Genomic DNA, 20242 nt, shown 5'->3' with positions numbered 1-20242 from the left:
TTAGAAAAACCGGCAAGATGCATCGCGCGCGCCGACTCCGCCGTCAAGGCGGCGGCAATCGGCCCGGCCCTTTGCGCGGGCGGGTTTCCGCACTACACCGGCGGCCATGCAGCAAGCGGACGTCCTTATCCTCGGCGGCGGACTGGTGGGCAGCACGCTCGCCGTCGCACTCGCCGCCCATGGCCTCACCGCGATCGTGATCGATCCCGCCGATCCGGCGGTGATCCTGGCACCCGGCTTCGACGGCCGCGCGTCGGCGATCGCAAGCGCCAGCCATCGTATGTTCGAGGCGCTGGGCATCGCGCAGCAGCTGGAGGGCAAGGGCTGCCCGATCCGTGCGATCCGCGCGACCGACGGCCTGGCACCCGGCGCGCTCGACTTCGTCCCCGATGCCGACGCGCCACCGCTCGGCGTCATGTACGAGAACAAGGCGATCCGCCGCGCGCTGCTCGAAGCTGCCGAGGCCGCGCCGGGCGTGGACCTCCGGATGCGCACGCGAGCGGTGTCGGTCGATCGCGGCCCCAACGGGGTGACGGTGGTGACCGACAAGGGCGATACGCTCACCGCCCCGCTGCTGATTGCGGCCGAGGGACGCAATTCGCCGACGCGCGAAGCGGCGCGGATCCGGGTGGCGCGCTGGAGCTATGACCATGTCGCGATGATCGCGACGCTGAACCATGAGCACAGCCACGAGAACGTCGCCTACGAGATCTTCTATCCGGCCGGTCCGTTCGCGATCCTGCCGATGAACGACGACGCCAACGGCCATCGTTCGGCGATCGTCTGGACGGTCGATGCCAAGGACGCGCCGGGGCTGCTCAAGCTGTCGGATCGCGGCTGGCTGGCCGAGGCGTCGAAGCGGATGGGCGGGTTCCTGGGGCATCTGGGGCCGCTGTCGCCGCGATCGAGCTATCCGCTCGGCTTTCACCATGCCGCGACGATCACCGCCGACCGGCTGGCGCTGGTGGGCGACGCGGCGCACGGCATCCACCCGATCGCTGGCCAAGGGCTCAACCTGGGGCTGCGCGACGTGGCTGCGCTGGTAGAGGTGCTGGTCGAGGGCAAGCGGCTGGGCATGGACCTGGGCGATCCGCACCTGCTCAAGCGCTATGGCCATTGGCGCGGGCTCGACACGCTGGCGGTGGCGACGGCGACCGACGGGCTCACCCGGCTGTTCGGCATCCCCGGCAAGACCGCGAGCGCGGTGCGTCGGTTCGGGCTCTCGGCAGTCGATCGCATCCCGCCGCTCAAGGCGCGCTTCATGGCCGAGGCGCGCGGCGAGACGGGGCAGCTGCCGAAGCTGTTGCAGGGCGAGCTAGCCTGAGCGCGCTCCGTGCTCCTGCGCAGGCAGGAGCCCAGAGCCACGAACGCAGCGATCAGTAACCCTGGGCTCCTGCCTGCGCAGGAGCACGGTTGCGGAAACTACCGTTCCGCCGCGTCGCTTTGCTCGGCCTGTGCCGGTGCCGCTTGCGGCCGCGTCATGATGAAGCTGCCGCCCCAGGCGCCGTGCACTTGCCAATGGCCGGTGATCTCGTCGCCTTCCGCGTTCACCGTCCCGCGATATTCGACGACGTCATAGTCCTCGCTCACGGGCGCGTAGAACTTGGTGAAGCGCACCGCCCGGCCATCGCGGGTGCCGTCGAGCGCGGAGGTGAGATGGCGCCCGACCAGGATCACCGCGTCGATCTCCTCGATGGTGCCGCCCAGCCGTCCGCCCGTGTCCGTGAGCGTCGCGCGGAAGCTGGTGGCCGGCAGATCCTCGGGATAGTTGAAGATGCCCAGCCAGACGCCGCTCAGGTCCGCGTCGCTCATGCGTCGAGCGGGCGGGCTTCCTCGACCAGCATGACGGGGACGCCGTCGCGGACGGGATAGGCGAGCCCTGCCGCCTCCGAGATGAGTTCCTGCGCATCCTCGTCCCAGCGCAGCGGCGTGCGCGTCACCGGGCACACCAGGATCGAGAGCAGCCAGGGATCGAGCGTCTTGGTCATTGCAGGGTCCTGCCTTCTTCGTCGCCGTGCCGGCCGAAGAACTGCATCAGCTGCACGATCAGTTCCGCGCGTCCCGACAGCGTGTCCGCTTCCAGCAGCGCCTGCTTGGACGCGGGATCGAACGGCGCAATTTGGGCGATTCCGTTCACCAGCGTCTCGTCGTCGAGGCGCGACACCGATTCCCAGTCGACCGCATAGCCCTGCACCTCGGCGAAGCGGCGGGACTCCATCTCCAGCGAGGCGCGCTCTGCGATCGCGAGCGTGCCGCTGGGCTGGTTCGGGAGCAGTTCCGCCTCGACCTGCCGGAACGGGGTCGCCACATCGAGCTCCTGGAGCACGCGGAAGCGCGCAAGGCCTTCCAGCACGATGTCGAAGCGGCCGTCGGGCAGCGCCTCCACGTCGATGATCTGGCCGACGCAGCCCATGTCGAACAGCGCCGGGCGCTCGCCGTCCCCACGCGGCTGGATCATGCCGATCCGGCGATCGCGGGCGAGCGCGTCGGACACCATCGCCCGATAGCGCGGCTCAAAGATGTGCAGCGGCAGGTGCATGCCTGGAAACAGCAGCGCGCCCGAAAGCGGGAAGATCGAGACGCGGGTCGCCATTCGCTCAGCCGAACAGGACGGCGGAGAGCTTGCGACGCTGCGCGGACACCCACGGGTCTTCCAGGCCGACGGCTTCGAAGAGCTTCAACAGCTGCTGGCGGGCAGCGCCCTCATTCCACTCGCGATCGGCGGCGATGATCGACAGCAGCGTCGCCGCGGCCGAATCCCGGTCACCTGCCGCCATCTGCCCGCCGGCGAGCCGGAAGCGCGCATCCAGGTCCTCCGGATTGGTGGCCACCTCGGCAGCGAGGCCGGCGAGATCGTCCACCGGCTGCGCTTCCCGTGCCAGCGCAAGGGCGGCGCGGGCGCGCTCGACCTCCGGGTTCTTCGCGGCCTCGGCGGGGAGGGCGGCGATCGCGGCCTCTGCCTCCTCGTTGCGGCCGAGCGCCATCAGCGCACGGACGCGGCCGATGGCGACGCCGGCATGCTCGGGCGCGATCTCGGCAACCTGATCGAAAATCGACAGCGCCCGCTCGGCGTCGCCGCCGGCGAGAACCTCCTCGCCCATCTGGACGAGGGGCTCGATATCGGCACCGGCATCTTCTCCCGCGGCACCGGGCTCCACCGGCAGCTGGCGCAGGATCTGGTCGAGCATGCCCTTGAGCTGGCTCTCGGTGCGGGCCTGGGTCAGGTCGGCGACCAGCTGGCCCTGGAACATCGCATAGACGGTGGGGATCGACCGCACCTGGAATTGCGAGGCGATGAACTGGTTCTTGTCGGTGTCGATCTTGGCCAGCACCACACCCTTGTCGGCATAGGCAGCGGCGACCTTTTCGAGCACGGGGCCGAGCGCCTTGCACGGCCCGCACCATTCCGCCCAGAAGTCGATGATCACCAGCTTGGTCATCGACGGTTCGACGACGTCGCGGCGGAAGGCTTCCACGGCCTCCTTCTCGGCGGCGGACAGTCCAAGCGTGGCCAAGGCGTGCTCCTGTTGCGATTGCGGTCAGCGTTGGCCGCCTATGTGGGCGCTGGGATGCGGCAGGCCAAGTCTTTTCGAAAAAGTGCAAGAAGGGGGTTGTCGGGTCTAAAAGTCGCTGCTAGTTGCCCCACCTCGCCGGGGCACACCGGCGAAACGCCAGAGAGCGGGCGTAGCTCAGGGGTAGAGCACAACCTTGCCAAGGTTGGGGTCGAGGGTTCGAATCCCTTCGCCCGCTCCAGTCGCCGTCATGATGTGGCGGCGCCACATCATGAAATGATCGGCGACACGGCCGGCGCCGCAACGCGGCGACCGACGACGTGGCTTTGCCACGGCGCTCCTCCTCCTTCTGATCTTTCTCCCAAGCGCAACCAGCTTGCGTCTGCGCTTCTCCCGGTCCTAGCTGCTGCAAGCAGTGCGGGAGAGCGGTGATGGCGGATGGCGCGGTGCGGGTCGGTATCGGCGGATGGAGCTTTCCGCCCTGGCGCGGCACCTTCTATCCCGAAGGCCTGGCGCAGAAGCGCGAGCTGGAGTTCGCGTCGCGGGCGCTGACCGCGATCGAGATCAACGCGACCTATCATGGCAGCCAGAAGCCGGCGAGCTTTGCCAATTGGGCGAACACGGCGCCCGAGGGCTTCGTCTTCGCGGTCAAGGGATCGCGTTACGTCACCAATCGCAAGGTGCTTGGGGAAGCGGGCGAATCGATCGAGCGGTTCCTGAACCAGGGAATCGTCGAACTCGGGGACAAGCTCGGCCCGATCCTGTGGCAGTTCATGGCGACCAAGCAGTTCGACGCCGACGACTTCGCCGCATTCCTGCGCTTGCTGCCGGGTCGCCACGGAGGCGTGGCGCTGCGCCATGCGGTGCAGGTGCGGCATGAGAGCTTTGCCGTCCCCGAGTTCGTGGCAATGGCGCGTGAGGCGGGGGTGGCGATCGTATTCGCTGATTCGACCAGCTATCCCGCAATCGCCGATGTGACCGCCGACTTCGTCTATGCGCGGCTGGAGGCGGCGGAGGAGGCGGAGCCGGAGGGCTATGCGGCGGCCGCACTCGATCGCTGGGCGCAGGCAGCGCAGACCTGGGCTGCGGGCGGCGTGCCGGAAGGGCTGCCCTATGTCGACGCCGCGCCGCCACCGGTGGAGCCGCGTGAGACCTATGTGTTCTGCATCAACGGGGCGAAGGTGCGCGCGCCGGCAGCCGCGCAGGCGCTGATCGCGCGGCTGCGCTGAGCGATGCCTCTGTACGCAATCGACGGCCTTTCGCCGCAGCTGCCGGAGGACGGATCGAGCTGGGTCGCACCCTCGGCCGACGTGATCGGCGATGCCCGGCTGGGGCGCGAGGTGGGGGTGTGGTTCGGCGCCGTGATCCGTGCGGACAACACGCCGATTTCGGTCGGCGACCGCACCAACATCCAGGAGGGGGCGATGCTGCACTCCGATCCGGGCAGCCCGCTGACGGTGGGGTCGGGGGTGACCGTCGGGCATCATGCGATCCTTCACGGCTGTACCATCGAGGACGATGTGCTGATCGGCACGGGGGCGATCGTGCTCAACCGAGCGGTGATCGGTGCGGGGTCGCTGGTGGGCGCCGGCGCACTGGTGACCGAGGACAAGGTGTTTGCGCCCGGCAGCCTGATCATCGGCAGCCCGGCACGCGCGGTACGCAGCCTGGACGAGGCCGCGATCGCCGCGCTGCGCCGCTCCGCCGATGGCTATGCGGAGCGTCAGCGCCGGTTCGCCCAGGGGCTGGTGCGGATCGACTGAACGTCCCGTTGCGGGACGAAGTTGAGGAAGTTGAGGCTCAACTGCACCTTGGCGTCCCTTTTGTCCGGCCGCACGACTCGGTGTGGCACTAGGCGGGCCATTAGGACAGGGGTCACCCTTCCCGTTTGTCTCGAGCAGGGATCGAGCTTGTCGAGAGCCCGTGTCGAGGAAGCCGCGCGCGCCGACCTCTCGACACGCCGTCTCGACAAGCTCGACGGCTGCTCGAGGCGAACGGAGGGGGCAGCAGGTACGTTCATGATGAACGTTGGGCCACCCTAGAACGCCGCAATACCCGTGATTGCGCGGCCCAGGATCAGGCCGTGGACGTCGTGGGTGCCTTCGTAGGTGTTCACGGTTTCCAGGTTGATGGCGTGGCGCAGCACGTGGAATTCGGCGGAGATGCCGTTGCCGCCGTGCATGTCGCGGGCGACGCGGGCGATGGCCAGTGCCTTGCCGCAGTTGTTGCGCTTGATGATCGAGATCGCCTCTGGCGCGAGGGTGCCGTCGTCGAACATGCGGCCGCAGCGCAGCGCCGCCTGCAGGCCGAGCGCGATCTCCGTCTCCATGTCGGCGAGCTTGATCTGGACCAGCTGCTTGGAGGCGAGGGGGACGCCGAACTGGTGGCGGTCGAGCGTGTAGCGGCGGGCGGCGTGAAAGCAGGCCTCGGCCGCGCCCATCGCGCCCCAGGCGATGCCGTAGCGGGCGCGGTTGAGGCAGCCGAACGGACCCTTCAGCCCCACCACGTCCGGGAGCAGCGCGTCCTCGCCCACCTCGACGCCGTCCATCACGATTTCACCCGTGACTGAGGCGCGAAGTGACAGCTTGCCCTCGATCTTCGGTGCCGACAGGCCCAGCGTGCCCTTGTCGAGGAGGAAGCCGCGGATCTTGCCGCCATGCGCGTCGGACTTCGCCCAGACCACGAAGACGTCGGCGATCGGTGCGTTGGTGATCCACGTCTTGGTACCGGTCAGGCGATAGCCGCCGACGATCGCCTGGGCGCGGGTGCGCATGCCGCCGGGATCGGAGCCGGCATCGGGCTCGGTCAGGCCGAAGCAGCCGACCCATTCGCCGGTGGCGAGCCTGGGGAGGTACTTCCGCCGTTGCGCCTCCGAGCCATAGGCGTAGATCGGGTGCATCACGAGGCTCGACTGCACGCTCATTGCCGAGCGGTAGCCGGAGTCCACCGCCTCCACCGCGCGTGCCACCAGGCCGTAGGAGACATAGCCGAGGCCGGCGCCGCCATATTCGGCCGGGATGGTTGCGCCGAGCAGGCCGAGCGCGCCCATTTCGTGCAGGATGTCGCGGTCGAAGTTTTCGTCGAGATAGGCGCGGGTGACCCGCGGCAGTAGCTTGTCCTGGGCGTATGCCTGGGCAGTGTCGCGGACGAGGCGTTCCTCGTCGGTCAGCTGCGCGTCGAGCCCGAACGGGTCCGCCCAGTCGAACCGGCCCATGTCGGCCATTGCCGCTTCCTTCTTCAGGCGCCGGTCTGGCTCAGGCCGGCTTCGTCGTTCGGGACGGGATCGGAAGCGGAAGGCGCGGCTTCGTCCGCCATCGGCTGGGCGGCGGGCGGGACCGGAAGCGGCGCCGGCGGCACGGGCAGGGTGCCGCCACCCTGGATCGCCACCGTCTCGATCGCATTCAGCGCCTGGCGCGCGGCGATGTAGCGGCGGGCGGCATCCATCCAGCTCTGCGCATTGGCGGCGCCCGGCATGCGCGCGATTTCCGCCAGCGCGCCTTCGACCTGGGCGGCGTCCAGTCGGCGGCGCGCGCGGGCGAGGCGGTCCGCGGGCAGCATGCTTGGGCTCGCATCCTGGCGGATGATGATCAGCTGCGACAGTTCGCGGCGGATGCCCTGCCACCAGCTTTCGTTGGGTCCGCCGCCCGACAGCTTGGGGGCGATGGTGTCGAGTGCGAGGCGGAGGTCCTCCAGCGTCACCGGTTGGCGTGCGGCGGCGATAACGGTTGCCACCGCCTGCGGCTCGGCCGCGGCGAAGCGCTGGCGCAACTGGTCCTCGACATAGCCGAGCGCCAGTCCGCGATCGAGCGCGCGGCGGGCGGCGAAGGCGACCAGCAGCCCTTCGGCGCGGGTCGCGAAGCCGGAGGCAACGCGCGAGCTGGTATCGACATTGGCGAGCCGCGCCTCGAGCTCGGCGATGTGCGCGGCGAGCACCTGCTCGCGCTGCGACAGCGTGGCGATGTCGGCCGGGCGCTGCGCGGGCGGGCGGGGGTTCTGCGGGGCGGCAGGCAGCGGTGCGCTCTGGACCACGGCTGGCGTGGCTGCGGGGCCGAGGCCGATCCAGGCGCCGAAGCGGTGGACCAGCCCGGCCATGGCCGCGAGTCCGAGCACAAAGGCGAGGAGCGCGATCCACAGCATGGTGTTCCCGCGCGGCTTGCGGGGAGCCCCCGTGGCGGAGGTCGCCGTTTCCATCGTCATGGCGTCCTTATCCTCGCGGCGGTGCGCGCGGTCAATCGGCGAGGCGGATTGCAGCCGCAACCAGCGCCGGATCGGTGGGAACCGACGCGACGGCGAGCGCGTCCCAGCCGTTTCCGGCCGCCTCTGCCGCCGCGGGGCTGATGGCGGCGAGCCTTAGGGTGGAGAGGGCCACTCCGGCTTCGGCAAGGACGTGTCGGAGCCGCTCGGCGGCGCGAGGGGAGTGGACCAGAGCGACGCTGCCGGCGAGGCGGCGAACGGCGTCCAATGACGGGGCCAGCGGCGTGCTGGCATAGACCGCGACCATGCGGGAGACGGCGGGATGCTCCAAGAGGCGGAGGGACTCGCCGCCCAGCCACAAGGCGCGACGGACGCCGGCCGCCCAGGCGGTGTCGAGGAGCGTCTTGGCCCCCTCCGTCCCGACCCGAATGACGGTCAAGCGGACGCCTGCGGCAGCCCGGGCGGTCGCTTCTCCGACTGCCCACACCGGGAGCATGGCCAGGCTGGCGAGCTGAGGCCCCGCGTGCCGAACCGTGTTCGCGCTGGTCAGGACGAGCGCGTCGTGGTCCGAGGCGGCAACCGGCGGCCATCCTCGTTGCTCCACGTGAAACAATGGCGTGCGCAGCGTCTGGTAGCCGGCAGCCGTGATCCGCTCGACGGTGGCCGATGCGCCGGGTTCGGGGCGCAGCACCGCGAGGGGGCGGCTCATTCGCCGGCGAACAGCCGCCGCACGCTATCGGGGGCGCGTGCGAGCAGGTCTTGCGCCAGGGCCGGTGCCAGCGCGACGTCGCCAACCGAGCCTTCCGTCGATCCGGTCACATGGGCGCTGCCGTCCTGCGCATAGAGTTCCGCGCGCAGCGTCAGGCGGTTGCCCTCGATCGTGGCGAGTGCCGCGACGGGGGAGTGGCAGTCGGCGCCGAGCGCCTCCAGCAGCGCGCGCTCGGCCGACACCGCCGCGCGGGTATCGGCGTGGCTGATGGCGCCGACGAGTTCGCGGGCGCGCGCATCCTCGGCCCGCACCTCGATGCCGACGGCGCCCTGCGACGGGGCGGGGAGCATCACGTCGAGCGGCACCGGGGTGCCCACGTCTTCGCGGCCGAGCCGCACCAGTCCGGCCGAGGCGAGCAGCGTCGCGTCCACTTCTCCGGCGGCGAGCTTGGCAAGACGGGTCTCGACGTTGCCGCGGAACAGCACGATCTTCGCGTCGGGGCGATGGCGGAGCACCTGGGCGGCACGGCGCGGCGAGCTGGTGCCGACGACGGCGCCCTGCGGCAGGTCCGCGAGGGCGGCGACGCCGAGGATGCGGTCGCGGACATCGGCGCGGGGCAGCATCGCGGCAATGGCGATGCGGGTGGGTCGGATCGTCTCGACGTCCTTCATCGAATGGACGGCGGCGTCGATCTCCTCTTCCAGCAGGGCGCGGTCGAGTTCCTTGGTCCACAGCGCCTTGCCGCCGATCTCGGCGAGCGCGCGGTCCTGCACCCGGTCGCCGGTGGTGCGGATCGGGACGATTGCGATCTGGTCCGGCGACCAGCCATGGGCGGCGGCGAGCGCGTCGCGCGTCATGTGCGCCTGCGCCATCGCCAGCGGCGATCCGCGCGTTCCGAGACGGAAGAGGGGAGCGGTGTCCATGGAGGTTGGCGTAGGCAAGCGGCCGCGCTTCGACAAGCCGCCCCTTCGACAAGCCACCTCTGAGCGGATAGAAGCGGGGCCATGTCCGCCCCCCTGATCCTCGGGCTCGAATCGAGCTGCGACGAGACCGCTGCCGCGCTGGTCCGCGGCGACCGCACCATTTTGTCGCACAAGCTTGCCGGGCAGGAGGCGCATCACGCCCCGTTCGGCGGGGTCGTGCCGGAGATTGCCGCGCGCGCGCATGTGGAGGTGCTGGGGCCGCTGGTAGAGGCGGCGCTGGCCGATGCGGGGGTGGCGCTGGCCGACGTCGATGCCATCGCGGCGACGGCGGGACCGGGGCTGATCGGCGGCGTCATGGTCGGGCTGGTGACCGGCAAGGCGCTGGCGCTGTCGGCGGGCAAGCCGCTGATCGCGGTCAATCATCTGGAGGGGCATGCGCTGAGCCCCAGGCTCGCCGATCCGGATCTCCAGTTTCCCTATCTGCTGCTGCTGGTGTCGGGCGGCCATTGCCAGCTGCTGCTGGTGGAGGGCGTCGGCGCCTATCGCCGGCTGGCGACCACGATCGACGATGCCGCGGGCGAGGCGTTCGACAAGACGGCCAAGCTGCTGGGGCTGGGCTTTCCCGGGGGGCCGGCGGTGGAGCGGGCGGCGGCCGATGGCGACCCCCGTGCGGTGCCGCTGCCGCGGCCGCTGGTGGGATCGGGCGAGCCGCATTTCTCGTTCGCGGGGTTGAAGAGCGCCGTGCTGCGGGCGCGGGATGCCGGCATCCATGCGACGCCGGATATCGCTGCCTCGTTCCAGCAGGCGGTGGTCGATTGCCTGGTCGATCGTACCCGACGCGCGCTGGGACGGATCGCCCCGCCGACGGCGCTGGTGGTGGCCGGCGGCGTCGCCGCCAATCGCGCGGTGCGGGGTGCGCTGGAGCAGGTGGCGGCCGAGCATGGCCTGCGCTTCGTGGCGCCGCCCTTGTGGCTGTGCACCGACAATGCCGCGATGATCGCCTGGGCCGGTGCCGAGCGCTTCGAAGCGGGGCTCACCGATCCGCTCGACGTGCCGGCGCGGGCGCGTTGGCCGCTCGATCTGGAGGGGGAACGCGTGCGCGGGGCGGGGGTGAAGGCATGAGCGTGCTGGGGGTTCTTGGCGGCGGTGCGTGGGGCACGGCGCTGGCGCAGGTGCTGGCGAGCGGCGGCCACGATGTGCGGCTGTGGGTGCGCGAGCCGGAGGTGATCGAGGCGATCAACGGGACCCACGAGAACCCGCTGTTCCTCCCTGGCCGGACGCTATCCGAGCGCATCGAGGCGACCGGGGACATTACCTGGGCCGCGGAGGCGGCGGCCGTGCTGGTGGTGACGCCGGCGCAGCACATGCGCGCGGTGCTCGCCGACCTGCCGCGCCACGGCCAGCCGCTGATCCTGTGCTCCAAGGGCATCGAGGCGGGGAGCCTCAAGTTCCTGCACGAGGTGGCGGGCGAGGTCGTCGATGGATCTCCGGTGGCGGTGCTGTCTGGGCCGACCTTTGCGCACGAGGTGGCGGCCGGGCTGCCGACGGCCGTGACGCTGGCGGCCGAGGATGCCGCCCTTGCCCATCAATTGGCGGCGACCATCGCCCAGCCGACGCTGCGCCCCTACGTCTCGACCGACGTGGTCGGCGCGGAGGTGGGCGGCGCGGTCAAGAACGTGCTGGCGATCGCGTGCGGCGTGGTCGAGGGCGCAGGGCTCGGGCAGAATGCGCGGGCGGCGGTGATCGCGCGCGGCTTTGCCGAGATGACGCGCTTCGGCCTGGCGCGCGGCGCACGGGCGGAGACGCTGTCGGGGCTGTCGGGGTTGGGTGACCTGGTGCTGACCTGTTCGTCGACGAGCTCGCGCAACTTCTCGCTGGGGGTGGGGCTGGGGCAGGGGCGCGCGGCGGAGGACCTGCTCGCCGATCGCCGCACCGTGGCCGAGGGTGCGCATACCGCGCCGGTGCTGGCGCAGGCGGCGGCTGCCGCCGGCGTGGACATGCCGGTCACCGAAGCCGTGTGCCAGCTGCTGGACGGGGCGGACGTGGGCCGGGTGGTCGAGGCGCTGCTGACGCGTCCGCTGCGCGAAGAGGGCTTCTGACGCGGTGCCGGAGCTGCCCCCCATCTCCGGCCTGCTCGAAACCGCGCTCTACGTCGCCGACATGGCCCGCGCGGCCGACTTCTTTCGCGAGGTGCTGGGATTGCGGCCGATGCTCACGGGCGAGCGGCTGACGGCGTTCGATGCCGGCGGCTCGGGCGTGCTGCTGCTGTTCCTGGCCGGAGCCTCCACGGAGGACATGCCGGGTGCCGGCGGCGTGGTCCCGGGCCATGACGGCAGCGGCCCGGTGCACATGGCGTTCGCGATTCCCGCCGGCAGCGAAGATGCGTGGCGCGCGCACCTCGCGGCGCGCGATGTGGCGCTGCGCAGCGAAGTGGCGTGGCCGCGCGGCGGGCGCAGCCTCTATTTCGAGGACCCCGACGGGCACGTCCTGGAACTCGCCACGCCGGGTCTCTGGCCCAACTACTGACCGGCTCCGGCCGGGCGCCGGAGCCCGGGATCAGTCGCCCTTCTTCGAAGCTTGGACGGCGGCAGCCGGATCCACCGACGGCGCACCCGACGCCGGGGTGGCGGCATTCTCGAGGTCGGCGGTCGGCGCCCCCTCGGCCACATTGGCCTCCGCCTGGGTGGCCGGCGCCTCGCCTGCGGCGGGTGCGGCCGGGAGCGGCAGGTTCGAGCCCTGGGAATTGAGATAGGCGACGACGTTCGCGCGATCCTGGGCATTGCCGAGACCGGCAAAGGTCATCTTGGTGCCCGGCGCGTATTTCCGCGGCGAGGTCAGCCAGGCGTCCATCGCGTCGAAGTCCCAGTTGCCGGGGACCGACTTCAGCGCGTCGGAATAGGCGAAGTTCGGCAGGTGGCCGTGCGGCTTGCCGATGACACCGTAGAGGTTCGGGCCGATGCCGTTGGCGCCGCCCTGGTTGACGGTGTGGCAGGCGGTGCACTTCTTGAACACCTCGGCGCCCTTGGCCGGATCGGCCGAGGCGAGCAGCGTCGCGAACGGGACCGCCGAAGCGCCACCGGCGCCTTTGCCTTCCACGCCCTCGATCGGATAGCCCATCTTTTCCGGGCGCCCGCCTTCGAAAATCATGCCGCTGGCGACGGTCAGGCCCAAAGCAGCGGCCAGACCAGCCAAAGTCCAGCCAGCGATCGTGTTCATCCGATTGTCCATGCCGCCGCCGATTTCTCGCTAAACAAGGGAAGATTGTTACGCTTTACGTCGGTCTGCCCTTGCGTCGCAAGCAGGCCTTGCGTCGTTGACATCGCGCAACTAATCGCCTGCCCCATGCAGAGCTATGCCGCACCGGCGCGGGCCCTGGTCGCGCGCATGACCGAAGCGGCGCGCGCAGCCCCCGAACGCGCCGTCGCCTATCAGGGCGCACCGGGCGCGAACTCCCATGTCGCCGCCAACCAGGCGCTTCCGGACGGGCTGCCGCTGCCGTGCTTCAGCTTCGCCGATGCGGTGGAGGCGGTGGTGAGCGGCACGGCCGGCTGCGGCGTGATCCCGATCGAGAATTCGCTGCACGGCCGTGTCGCCGACATGCATTTCCTGCTGCCCGAATCGGGCCTGGTGATCGTGGGTGAGCATTTCCTGCCGATCCGCCACACGCTGATGGGGCTGGGCCGGCTGGACGAGGTGACGCAGGCGACCAGCCACGAGCAGGCGCTGGGCCAGTGCCGCCGCTGGCTGGCCGAGCGCGGGATCGCGCCGGTCGCCTATGCCGACACGGCCGGTGCGGCGGCGCTGGTGGCGGAAACCGGCGACCCGAGCCTTGCCGCGCTGGCGCCGCCGGGCGCGGCCGAGCTCTACGGCCTCAACGTGCTCGCCAGCGACATCGCCGATGCTGCGCACAATACGACCCGATTCGTGATCCTGGCGCGCGAGGCGCGGGGCGGGCGGATCGAGGGGCCGGCGATGACCAGCCTGGTGTTCGAGGTGAAGAACGTGCCCGCAGCCCTGTTCAAGGCGCTGGGCGGCTTTGCGACCAACGGCGTCAACATGACCAAGCTGGAAAGCTACCAGCGCGACGCGAGCTTCACTGCGTCGGAGTTCTTCGCCGATATCGAGGGGCAGCCGGGCGACGTCGCCGTCGACCGTGCGCTCGACGAGCTGCGCTATCACAGCAAATGGGTGCGCCTGCTCGGCAGCTATCCCCGCGCCCGCGAGCGCGGCTGAGCGGTCAGTCCTGCGCGTCCAGCCAATGGGCGAGCAGGCTGTAGGCAATGGCATAGTCCGGCGGGGCGTCGAACCGCGCGCCCTCGGCCCGGGCGAGCGCACCGGCCACCTCGTCGCGGGTCGCCCAGAAGGCATCCTCCAGCTCGTGGGTGTCGAGCGTGATGCGATCGTCGAGCGCTTCGCCGACGCAGGCGAGCATCAGCTGCGAGGGGAAGGGCCAGGGCTGGCTGGCGACGTAGCGGACGGCGCCCACGGGCACGCCCGCTTCCTCCAGCACTTCGCGGCGGACGGCTTCTTCCAGCGATTCGCCCACCTCCACGAAGCCGGCGAGTGCCGAATAGCGGCCGGGTGCCCAGGAGGCTTGGCGGCCTAGAAGAACGCGACCGTCATGTTCGGCCAGCATGATGACGACCGGGTCGGTGCGCGGGAAATGCTTCGCAGCACAGGCCGGGCAGCGGCGCGCCCAGCCGGCGCGGAACAGGTCCGTCGGAGTGCCGCAATTGGCACAGAAACGGTGGCGGCGGTGCCAGTCGGCGAGGCTGCGCGCGGCGGCATAGGTGGCGGCGTCGGCGGCCGGCATGGCGGCGAGCACCCCCATCAGGTTCGGCGAGCGGCTGACCGGCGACCCTTCCGCATCGAGGGCGGCGACGAACCGGGGGACGCCCGCGTCATAGCCCAGGAACAGCGGCGTTACGCCGGCGGGAAGCGTGTCGAGCGCGTCCCAGACCATGCGGCCGTCGGCGTCCACTTCCGGTTCGAGCGCGCGCAGGCGCAGCAGCCGGGCGCGCGGATCGGCGAGGGCGGTGGCGAGCGCCTCCGGATCGTCGCGCTCGCGATCGGCGCGGTCGAGAGTGCCGCCGGTGAAGCCGATCATCGCTGGAGGTCCGCGAGCAGCGCGCGCGTCAGGTCGGCACGCAGCGGCCAGCGATCTGCGGGGAAATAGTTGACCATCACCGTGCCGCGCAGCTGGCGGGCGGGATCGACGAAGGCGATCGTGCCGGCGGCACCGCCCCAGCCATAGGTGCCCTTGCCCAGGCTGCCGGGCACGTCCTCCAGATACACCGAGCCGCCGGCCCCGAAGCCCATCTTCGGTGCATTGGTGCCGCCGGTGCTCGCGTCGACGCCGCCGAAGGAGACGCCGGCCGGGAGCAGGTTCGACATGGCGAGCGCAACCGTCTCCGGCTTCATCACGCGCTTGCCGTCCAACGTGCCGCGGTTCTGGAGCATGTGGAGGAAGCGATCATAGTCGCGTGCCGACGAGACAAGGCCGGCGCCGCCATAGGGGAAGCTCGGCGCGTTCAGGAAGATCGAGGTCGCGGCCGGATCGAGCGGCACCGCGCGGTCGCCGACGAAAACATAGTTGGTCGCGAGCCGCCCGGCCTGGTCGGCGGGCACCTGCCAGTAGGTGGAGGTCATGCCGAGCGGGCCGAACATGCGCGTTTCAAGGAAGCGTTCGAACGACATGCCGCTCGCGACCTCGATGACGCGGCCCATCAGGTCGAGGCTGACCGAATAGCTCCACGTGCTGCCCGGATCCGCGATCAGCGGCAGGGTGGCGAGACGGTCGGCGAACTCCGCGAGCGATTTCGGCCGCACGCGCAGCATCTCGGTCTCGACCTTGGCATTGATCGCGGCGGGGACGATGCCGAGCCGCTCATACTCGTGCAGCAACGGCCCCTTGGTAACGATGGAATAGCCCAGACCCGCCGTGTGGGTGAGCAGGTGACGAATGGTGATCGGGCGCGCGGCAGGGCGGCTGGCGAGGCTGCGCTCCGGATCGGTGAGCACCCGCATCTTGGCGAAGGCGGGAAGGAAATCCGACACCGGCTGGTCGAGCCGCATCTTGCCGTCCTCGATCAGCATCATCGCCGCCATCGCCGTGATCGGCTTGGTCATCGAATAGACGCGCCACAGTGAATCGGGAGTGACGGCGGCGCCGCCGTCCGAAAGCCTTCCCCTGGCGACGAAGCGGGTTTCACCCGGACCGCCGATCGCGACGGCGATGCCGGGCGCCCGGCCGGCGGCGACATAGCGGTCGGCGACCGCTTCGACGCTCGGGAGTGCTGGGGCGGAGGGCTGGCGGGTGGAGGCGACCTGCGCGGTTGCGATCGGCGGGGCGACCAGTGCCAGCGCCGCGATGCCTGCCATCCACGTCCGTGCCGTCATCGCAATCCCTCCATCAGCCGCTGTGCGCGGACGAACACCGTCGGCATGCCCGCTTCGTCGAGCGAGTCGATCGGCCACCATTCGCCATCCGGCACGGCCATGTGGGCCGGCAGCGTGGCCGCCGCAACCGTGCAGCTCAGGCGGAAATGGGTGAAGCCGTGGGCGACGGCGCCCATCGTCTGCCACTCGGCCTCGAACGGCGCCTCGGCCAGGCCGGGGGGCGTCTCCGCCCAGGGGCCCGTCGGCAGCGCGCGCATGCCGCCGAGCAGGCCCTTGGACGGGCGGCGGACGAGCAGCACCTGGTCGTCGCGTTCGAGCCAGAAGATCGTGCCGTGGCGGTGCGGCTTCTCGCGCTTGGGCGCCTTGAGCGGAAAGGCTTCCGGATCGCCGGTGGCAAAGGCGTCGCACTGGGTGCGCAAGGGGCAGAGCAGGCAACGCGGCGTGCGCGGGGTGCAGATGCCCGAGCCGAGGTCCATCATCGCCTGGGCGAAATCGCCGGCACGCGCGTCCGGCGTGATCGAACCGGTTGCGACGCGGATCGCCGGACGGCCGGCGGGGAGCGGCTGCGACAGCGCGAACAGCCGCGCGACCACCCGCTCGACATTGGCGTCGACCACCACCGCGCGGCGACCGAAGGCGATCGCGGCGATGGCGGCGGCGGTATAGGCGCCGAGCCCGGGGAGGGCGCGCAGGCCCTCCTCGGTGTCCGGCAGCACGCTGCCGTGGTCGTTCGCCACGGCACGGGCGCAGGCGAGCAGGTTGCGGGCACGGGCATAGTAGCCGAGCCCTGCCCAGGCGGCCATCAGCTCGGCATCTTCGGCGGCGGCGAGGCTCGCGAAGTCAGGCCAGCGCGCGACGAATTTTTCGAAGTATGGGCGGACGGTCGCGACCTGGGTCTGCTGGAGCATCACCTCCGACAGCCACACCCGGTACGGATCGGGGGCAGGGGTGCCGGGCGGCGCGCGCCACGGCAGGCTGCGCGCATTGGCGTCGTACCAGTCGAGCAGGGCGGGAGCGATTGCAGAAAGGTTGGCGGGCACGCCGCGCCTATGGCATGGGGAAGCCGCGATGACGACGCCCCCTAAAGCCCCAACCGCCACCAAGGTCCGGCCTCCCAAGGAGGAGCCGAAGCGCCACGGCTATGCGCGCGCGGTGGCGGACCTGTTGCCGGACATCGGCCGGGCGGCGTTCCGCAAGTTCGGCTTCATCCAGAGCGCGGTCGTGAGCCGCTGGCCCGAGATCGTCGGCGAGCGCTACGCACGCGTCTCGGCACCCGAATCGATCCGCTTCCCGCAGGGGCAGCGCACCGACGGGGTGCTGACCCTGGTGGTGCACGGCGCGCACGTGACCATGATGCAGCACATCGGCCCCGAGATCGTCGAGCGGGTGAACCGCTTCTTCGGCTATGCTGCGGTCGGCCGCATCGCATTCCGGCAGGGCGACGTTCGCCGCGCGCAGCGGGTCGCGCCGCCGCGCCCGACGCCGACGCATGTGCCCGCCGAGCTGGGCGAGAGCCTGCGCACCATCGCCGACCCGGAGTTGAAGGCGGTGCTTTCGGCACTGGCGGCCGGCGTCGCCGCGCCGCCGACGCCGCTTTCGATTCCGGTTCTGGGAAAGGTTCGTTGATGCGGTTGCTGGGGGTGCTCGCGGGTGTGCTCGCGGGGCTGGTGATGATGGGCGGCGCGGAGGCGCAGCCGGCACGCGACTGGCGCACGGTGACGGTGAAGGCAGCAAGCGGCGGTTTCCAGATCGGAAACCCCAAGGCGCGCGTCACGCTGGTCGAATATGTCAGCTACACCTGTCCGCACTGCGGCCATTTCGTCGAGGAATCCAAGGCGCCGCTCCATGACGGGCTGGTCCGCAACGGCCAGGTCCGGGTGGAGATCCGCAACTTCGTGCGCGATCCGCTGGACCTTGCGAGCGCGCTGCTCGCCCGCTGCGGCGGGACGGCGCGGTTCGCGCGTCAGCACGCGCTGATCTTTGCCAACCAGAAGGCGCTGCTCGACAAGGCGATGGCGTTCCAGGCCAAGCCCGATTCGTTCAAGGGCGCGACGACGCTCGAGGCACGGCTGCGGCGCATCGCCGCGGGTTCGGGGCTGACCGCGCTGATGACGCGCAGCGGGCTCACCGCCCAGCAGGCGGACCGCTGCCTGGTCGACCCGGCCGCGCGCCAGGAACTCGTCGCTGCGACCGAGAAGGTCCAGGGCCGGATCGAGGGCACGCCGAGCTTCGAGATCGACGGCAACCTGCTGGCCGCGAACAGCTGGGCCGAGGTCGAGCCCCCGCTGCGCCAGGCGCTGCAGCGCTGAACCCCCTTTCTCTTCACGGAGCCAATATCATGCGTATCGCTCTTCCCCTGCTGCCCCTTCTCCTGCTCGTCGGTTGCGGTGGTGGGGACGCGGGCTCCGGCAACAGCGGCGCGCCCGCGCAGAAGGTGGCGGCGGTGGCGGCACCGGCCGGCACGAACTGGGCCGAGACGGTGTCGGTGACGCCGGAGGGCGGCTATCGCATGGGCAACCCGGACGCGGCGATCAAGCTGGTCGAATATGGATCGCGCACCTGCCCGACCTGCGGCCAGTTCGGCCGCGATTCGGTGCCGGCGCTGGCGGATACCTATGTCGCGAGCGGCAAGGTCTCCTACGAGTTCCGCGATTTCGCGGTCCACGGCGCACCGGATCTTGCCGCCGGGCTGCTCGGCCGCTGCGGCGGGACGGGGCCGTTCTTCCCGATCCTGGACCAGATGTACGCCAACCAGAATGCGGTGCTGGACAAGCTCCAGTCGCTGCCGGAAAGCTTCCAGGCGCAGGTGCAGCAGATGCCGCCGGCCCAGGCGGTTTCGCTTTGGGCGCAGCAGCTGGGCTACATCGACTTCGTCAAGCAGCGCGGCATTCCCGAGGCAAAGGCGCGCCAGTGCCTGGCCGACCAGAAGGGGCTGGAGGCGCTCGTCAAGATCACCGAGGAAGCCGCCGACAAGGTGACGGGCACGCCCAGCTTCTTCCTGAACGACAACAAGCTGGACGCGGTGAACTGGACGCAGGTCGAGGCGGCGCTGCGCGACGCCGGCGCCTGATCGCCTTCTGACCGGGCGCGTGCGGCGATGCGGATCCGGCGGCTGCGCCTGTCCGGCTTCAAAAGCTTCGTCGACGCGTCCGACCTGGTGATCGAAGCGGGGCTGACCGGCGTGGTCGGCCCCAATGGCTGCGGGAAATCGAACCTCCTCGAAGCACTGCGCTGGACCATGGGCGAGAATAGCGCCCGGTCGATGCGCGGCGCGGCGATGGAGGACGTGATCTTCGCCGGCACCGCGACGCGCCCGCCGCGGGACTTCGCCGAAGTGTCGATCCTGGCCGACGAAGTCGGGCCGGACGCGGAGGAAGTGGAGGTGGTGCGCCGGATCGAGCGCGGTGCCGGCTCCGCCTATCGCATCAACGGCCGCGACGTGCGCGCCAAGGACGTGGCGCTGCTGTTCGCCGACGCCGCGACCGGTGCGCATTCGCCCGCACTCGTCAGCCAGAACCGGATCAGCGCCGTCATCTCCGCCAAGCCGGCCGAGCGGCGGGCGATGCTGGAGGAGGCGGCGGGGATCGCCGGGCTGCATGTCCGCAGGCGGGATGCCGAGAACCGGCTGCGCGCGACCGAGGCCAATCTGGCCCGGCTGGCGGAGGTGCTCGCCGACCAGGATGGGCGGATCGCGCAGCTGCGACGGCAGGCGCGGCAGGCGGAACGTTATCGCGAGCTGTCGGGGCGGATCCGGGTCGCCGAGGCGCGGCTGATCTTTGCGCGCTGGCGCGATGCGGCAGCGGCGGCGGATGCGGCGCGGGCCGAAGCCAAGGAGGCGGACGCGCTGGTGGCGAGCCGCACGGCCGAACAGGCGGCGGCGGAAGCGGCGCAGGTGGCAGCGGTGGCGGCGCTCGGCACCCATCGCGGCACCGCCCAGGCGGCGCGCGACGCGCTGTCCGAGGCGACGCACCGACGTGAGGCGCTGGTGGCGCAACGCGGGGCTGCCGAACGGCGGTTGCGCGAACTGGAAGCGGCGATTGGGCGCATCGCCGAGGATCGCGGGCGCGAGGGCGCGCTGGCGAGCGATGCGGCCGAGGCGCTGGCGCGGCTTTCGGCCGAGAGCAAGGCCCTGGAGGCCGAGGCGGCGGCGGCCGACGCGGCGCTGCCGGAGCTGGCCGCGGCCCTGGCGGCGGCCGAGCAGGCGAGCCGCGATGCCGAGGTGGCGCTTGCCCAGGCGCTGGCGCGGCAGGCGAGCGAGCTTGCAGACGTGCGCGTCGCACGCGCGGCACTGCAGGCTGCGCAGGCGCGGCTGGAGCGGGCAACTCGGGATGAGCGGCGGATCGCGGCCGAGCTCGCGGCGCTAGCCGATGCGGCGCCGCTTCATGCCGCACGTGCGGCGGCCGTCGCGGCCCGCGTCGCGGCGCTGGGCGCGATCGAGCAGGCGCGGGCGGCGCTGGCGGCGGCGGATGCCGAGGAGCGGGCGCAGGGGACGCGGCGCGAGGCGG

At 71.0% G+C, this 20242-nt stretch carries 23 protein-coding genes and 1 tRNA gene; 12 read left to right on the top strand and 12 right to left on the bottom strand.

What is annotated here, in order from left to right:
* Positions 1-106: 106 nt before the first annotated feature.
* The gene (locus tag ABDZ92_RS13985) at positions 107-1324 is read left to right on the top strand and encodes a UbiH/UbiF/VisC/COQ6 family ubiquinone biosynthesis hydroxylase (protein ID WP_125960208.1); all 1218 of its coding nucleotides are present in this window, start codon (positions 107-109) and stop codon (positions 1322-1324) included.
* Positions 1325-1422: 98 nt separating this feature from the next.
* On the opposite strand, the gene ABDZ92_RS13980 is transcribed toward ABDZ92_RS13985, so the two are convergent.
* From ABDZ92_RS13980 to ABDZ92_RS13965, 4 genes are read right to left on the bottom strand one after another with little or no spacing between them, the layout of a single operon-like run.
* Positions 1423-1812: a hypothetical protein gene (locus ABDZ92_RS13980; RefSeq protein ID WP_125960209.1), complete on the bottom strand. Its 390-nt coding sequence runs from the start codon at positions 1810-1812 to the stop codon at positions 1423-1425.
* Complete coding sequence (locus ABDZ92_RS13975; RefSeq protein WP_125960210.1) at positions 1809-1988, bottom strand: Trm112 family protein; 180 nt, start codon at positions 1986-1988, stop codon at positions 1809-1811. Before ABDZ92_RS13975 ends, ABDZ92_RS13980 begins: the two co-directional genes overlap by 4 nt.
* Positions 1985-2593: an LON peptidase substrate-binding domain-containing protein gene (locus tag ABDZ92_RS13970; protein WP_125960211.1), complete on the bottom strand. Its 609-nt coding sequence runs from the start codon at positions 2591-2593 to the stop codon at positions 1985-1987. The genes ABDZ92_RS13975 and ABDZ92_RS13970 overlap by 4 nt, the downstream gene beginning before the upstream one ends.
* A 4-nt stretch (positions 2594-2597) precedes the next feature.
* Positions 2598-3500: a tetratricopeptide repeat protein gene (locus ABDZ92_RS13965; protein ID WP_125960255.1), complete on the bottom strand. Its 903-nt coding sequence runs from the start codon at positions 3498-3500 to the stop codon at positions 2598-2600.
* Between the two features lie 178 nt (positions 3501-3678).
* On the opposite strand from ABDZ92_RS13965, the gene ABDZ92_RS13960 reads away from it, so the two are divergent.
* The 3 genes from ABDZ92_RS13960 (at position 3679) to ABDZ92_RS13950 (ending at position 5275) form a co-directional block, all read left to right on the top strand.
* Positions 3679-3753 (top strand) — tRNA-Gly (locus tag ABDZ92_RS13960).
* A 190-nt stretch (positions 3754-3943) separates the two neighbouring features.
* Positions 3944-4741 carry a DUF72 domain-containing protein gene (locus ABDZ92_RS13955; protein WP_125960212.1) on the top strand — a complete coding sequence of 266 codons (798 nt, stop codon included), beginning with the start codon at positions 3944-3946 and terminating at the stop codon, positions 4739-4741.
* Positions 4742-4744: 3 nt separating this feature from the next.
* Complete coding sequence (locus tag ABDZ92_RS13950) at positions 4745-5275, top strand: gamma carbonic anhydrase family protein (protein WP_125960213.1); 531 nt, start codon at positions 4745-4747, stop codon at positions 5273-5275.
* A 275-nt stretch (positions 5276-5550) separates the two neighbouring features.
* On the opposite strand, the gene ABDZ92_RS13945 is transcribed toward ABDZ92_RS13950, so the two are convergent.
* From ABDZ92_RS13945 to hemC, 4 genes are read right to left on the bottom strand one after another with little or no spacing between them, the layout of a single operon-like run.
* A complete protein-coding gene (locus ABDZ92_RS13945) occupies positions 5551-6735 on the bottom strand; it encodes an acyl-CoA dehydrogenase (RefSeq protein ID WP_125960214.1) in 1185 nt (394 codons plus the stop codon).
* A 14-nt stretch (positions 6736-6749) separates the two neighbouring features.
* Entirely contained in the window at positions 6750-7709 is a 960-nt protein-coding gene (locus ABDZ92_RS13940; RefSeq protein WP_241211796.1) for a hypothetical protein, read from the bottom strand.
* Between the two features lie 31 nt (positions 7710-7740).
* On the bottom strand, positions 7741-8415 hold the full coding sequence (locus ABDZ92_RS13935) for a uroporphyrinogen-III synthase (protein WP_125960215.1): 675 nt from the start codon (positions 8413-8415) through the stop codon (positions 7741-7743).
* Complete coding sequence (gene hemC, locus ABDZ92_RS13930; protein ID WP_125960216.1) at positions 8412-9338, bottom strand: hydroxymethylbilane synthase; 927 nt, start codon at positions 9336-9338, stop codon at positions 8412-8414. The genes ABDZ92_RS13935 and hemC overlap by 4 nt, the downstream gene beginning before the upstream one ends.
* Positions 9339-9419: 81 nt before the next feature.
* On the opposite strand from hemC, the gene tsaD reads away from it, so the two are divergent.
* The 3 genes from tsaD to ABDZ92_RS13915 are packed head-to-tail and all read left to right on the top strand — an operon-like array spanning position 9420 to position 11864.
* On the top strand, positions 9420-10460 hold the full coding sequence (gene tsaD, locus ABDZ92_RS13925) for a tRNA (adenosine(37)-N6)-threonylcarbamoyltransferase complex transferase subunit TsaD (protein WP_125960217.1): 1041 nt from the start codon (positions 9420-9422) through the stop codon (positions 10458-10460).
* On the top strand, positions 10457-11437 hold the full coding sequence (locus ABDZ92_RS13920) for an NAD(P)H-dependent glycerol-3-phosphate dehydrogenase (RefSeq protein ID WP_125960218.1): 981 nt from the start codon (positions 10457-10459) through the stop codon (positions 11435-11437). The genes tsaD and ABDZ92_RS13920 overlap by 4 nt, the downstream gene beginning before the upstream one ends.
* A gap of 4 nt (positions 11438-11441) precedes the next feature.
* Positions 11442-11864, top strand: a complete 423-nt coding sequence (locus ABDZ92_RS13915) for a VOC family protein (RefSeq protein ID WP_206432167.1) — start codon at positions 11442-11444, stop codon at positions 11862-11864.
* Positions 11865-11894: 30 nt separating this feature from the next.
* On the opposite strand, the gene ABDZ92_RS13910 is transcribed toward ABDZ92_RS13915, so the two are convergent.
* Entirely contained in the window at positions 11895-12566 is a 672-nt protein-coding gene (locus ABDZ92_RS13910) for a c-type cytochrome (protein ID WP_125960219.1), read from the bottom strand.
* A gap of 114 nt (positions 12567-12680) precedes the next feature.
* Here ABDZ92_RS13910 and ABDZ92_RS13905 point away from each other — a divergent pair, with 114 nt between their 5' ends.
* Positions 12681-13571: a prephenate dehydratase gene (locus tag ABDZ92_RS13905; protein WP_125960220.1), complete on the top strand. Its 891-nt coding sequence runs from the start codon at positions 12681-12683 to the stop codon at positions 13569-13571.
* A gap of 4 nt (positions 13572-13575) precedes the next feature.
* Here ABDZ92_RS13905 and nudC read toward each other — a convergent pair whose 3' ends face one another.
* The 3 genes from nudC to ABDZ92_RS13890 are packed head-to-tail and all read right to left on the bottom strand — an operon-like array spanning position 13576 to position 16777.
* Complete coding sequence (gene nudC, locus ABDZ92_RS13900) at positions 13576-14445, bottom strand: NAD(+) diphosphatase (RefSeq protein WP_125960221.1); 870 nt, start codon at positions 14443-14445, stop codon at positions 13576-13578.
* Positions 14442-15737 (bottom strand): serine hydrolase domain-containing protein, encoded by a 1296-nt coding sequence (locus tag ABDZ92_RS13895; protein WP_125960222.1) that lies wholly within the window; start codon positions 15735-15737, stop codon positions 14442-14444. The genes nudC and ABDZ92_RS13895 overlap by 4 nt, the downstream gene beginning before the upstream one ends.
* Positions 15734-16777, bottom strand: coding sequence for an A/G-specific adenine glycosylase (locus tag ABDZ92_RS13890; RefSeq protein ID WP_125960223.1), 1044 nt, complete (start codon positions 16775-16777; stop codon positions 15734-15736). Before ABDZ92_RS13890 ends, ABDZ92_RS13895 begins: the two co-directional genes overlap by 4 nt.
* A 28-nt stretch (positions 16778-16805) precedes the next feature.
* Between ABDZ92_RS13890 and ABDZ92_RS13885 the strand changes: the two genes are divergently transcribed.
* From ABDZ92_RS13885 to ABDZ92_RS13870, 4 genes are all read left to right on the top strand, one after another.
* Positions 16806-17363 carry a DUF721 domain-containing protein gene (locus tag ABDZ92_RS13885; protein ID WP_125960224.1) on the top strand — a complete coding sequence of 186 codons (558 nt, stop codon included), beginning with the start codon at positions 16806-16808 and terminating at the stop codon, positions 17361-17363.
* Positions 17363-18046, top strand: a complete 684-nt coding sequence (locus ABDZ92_RS13880; protein WP_125960225.1) for a DsbA family protein — start codon at positions 17363-17365, stop codon at positions 18044-18046. The genes ABDZ92_RS13885 and ABDZ92_RS13880 overlap by 1 nt, the downstream gene beginning before the upstream one ends.
* Before the next feature lie 29 nt (positions 18047-18075).
* The gene (locus ABDZ92_RS13875) at positions 18076-18807 is read left to right on the top strand and encodes a thioredoxin domain-containing protein (RefSeq protein WP_125960226.1); all 732 of its coding nucleotides are present in this window, start codon (positions 18076-18078) and stop codon (positions 18805-18807) included.
* A 27-nt stretch (positions 18808-18834) separates the two neighbouring features.
* Positions 18835-20242, top strand: a 1408-nt coding sequence (locus ABDZ92_RS13870; protein ID WP_343763480.1) for an AAA family ATPase, incomplete at its 3' end; no start/stop codon positions are given.

It is taken from the genome of Sphingomonas molluscorum, from assembly GCF_039522995.1.
In the GTDB taxonomy this organism is placed as follows: domain Bacteria; phylum Pseudomonadota; class Alphaproteobacteria; order Sphingomonadales; family Sphingomonadaceae; genus Sphingomonas; species Sphingomonas molluscorum.
Note: the sequence above shows the minus strand (reverse complement) of the source record. Positions and strands in the feature narration are given on the sequence as shown.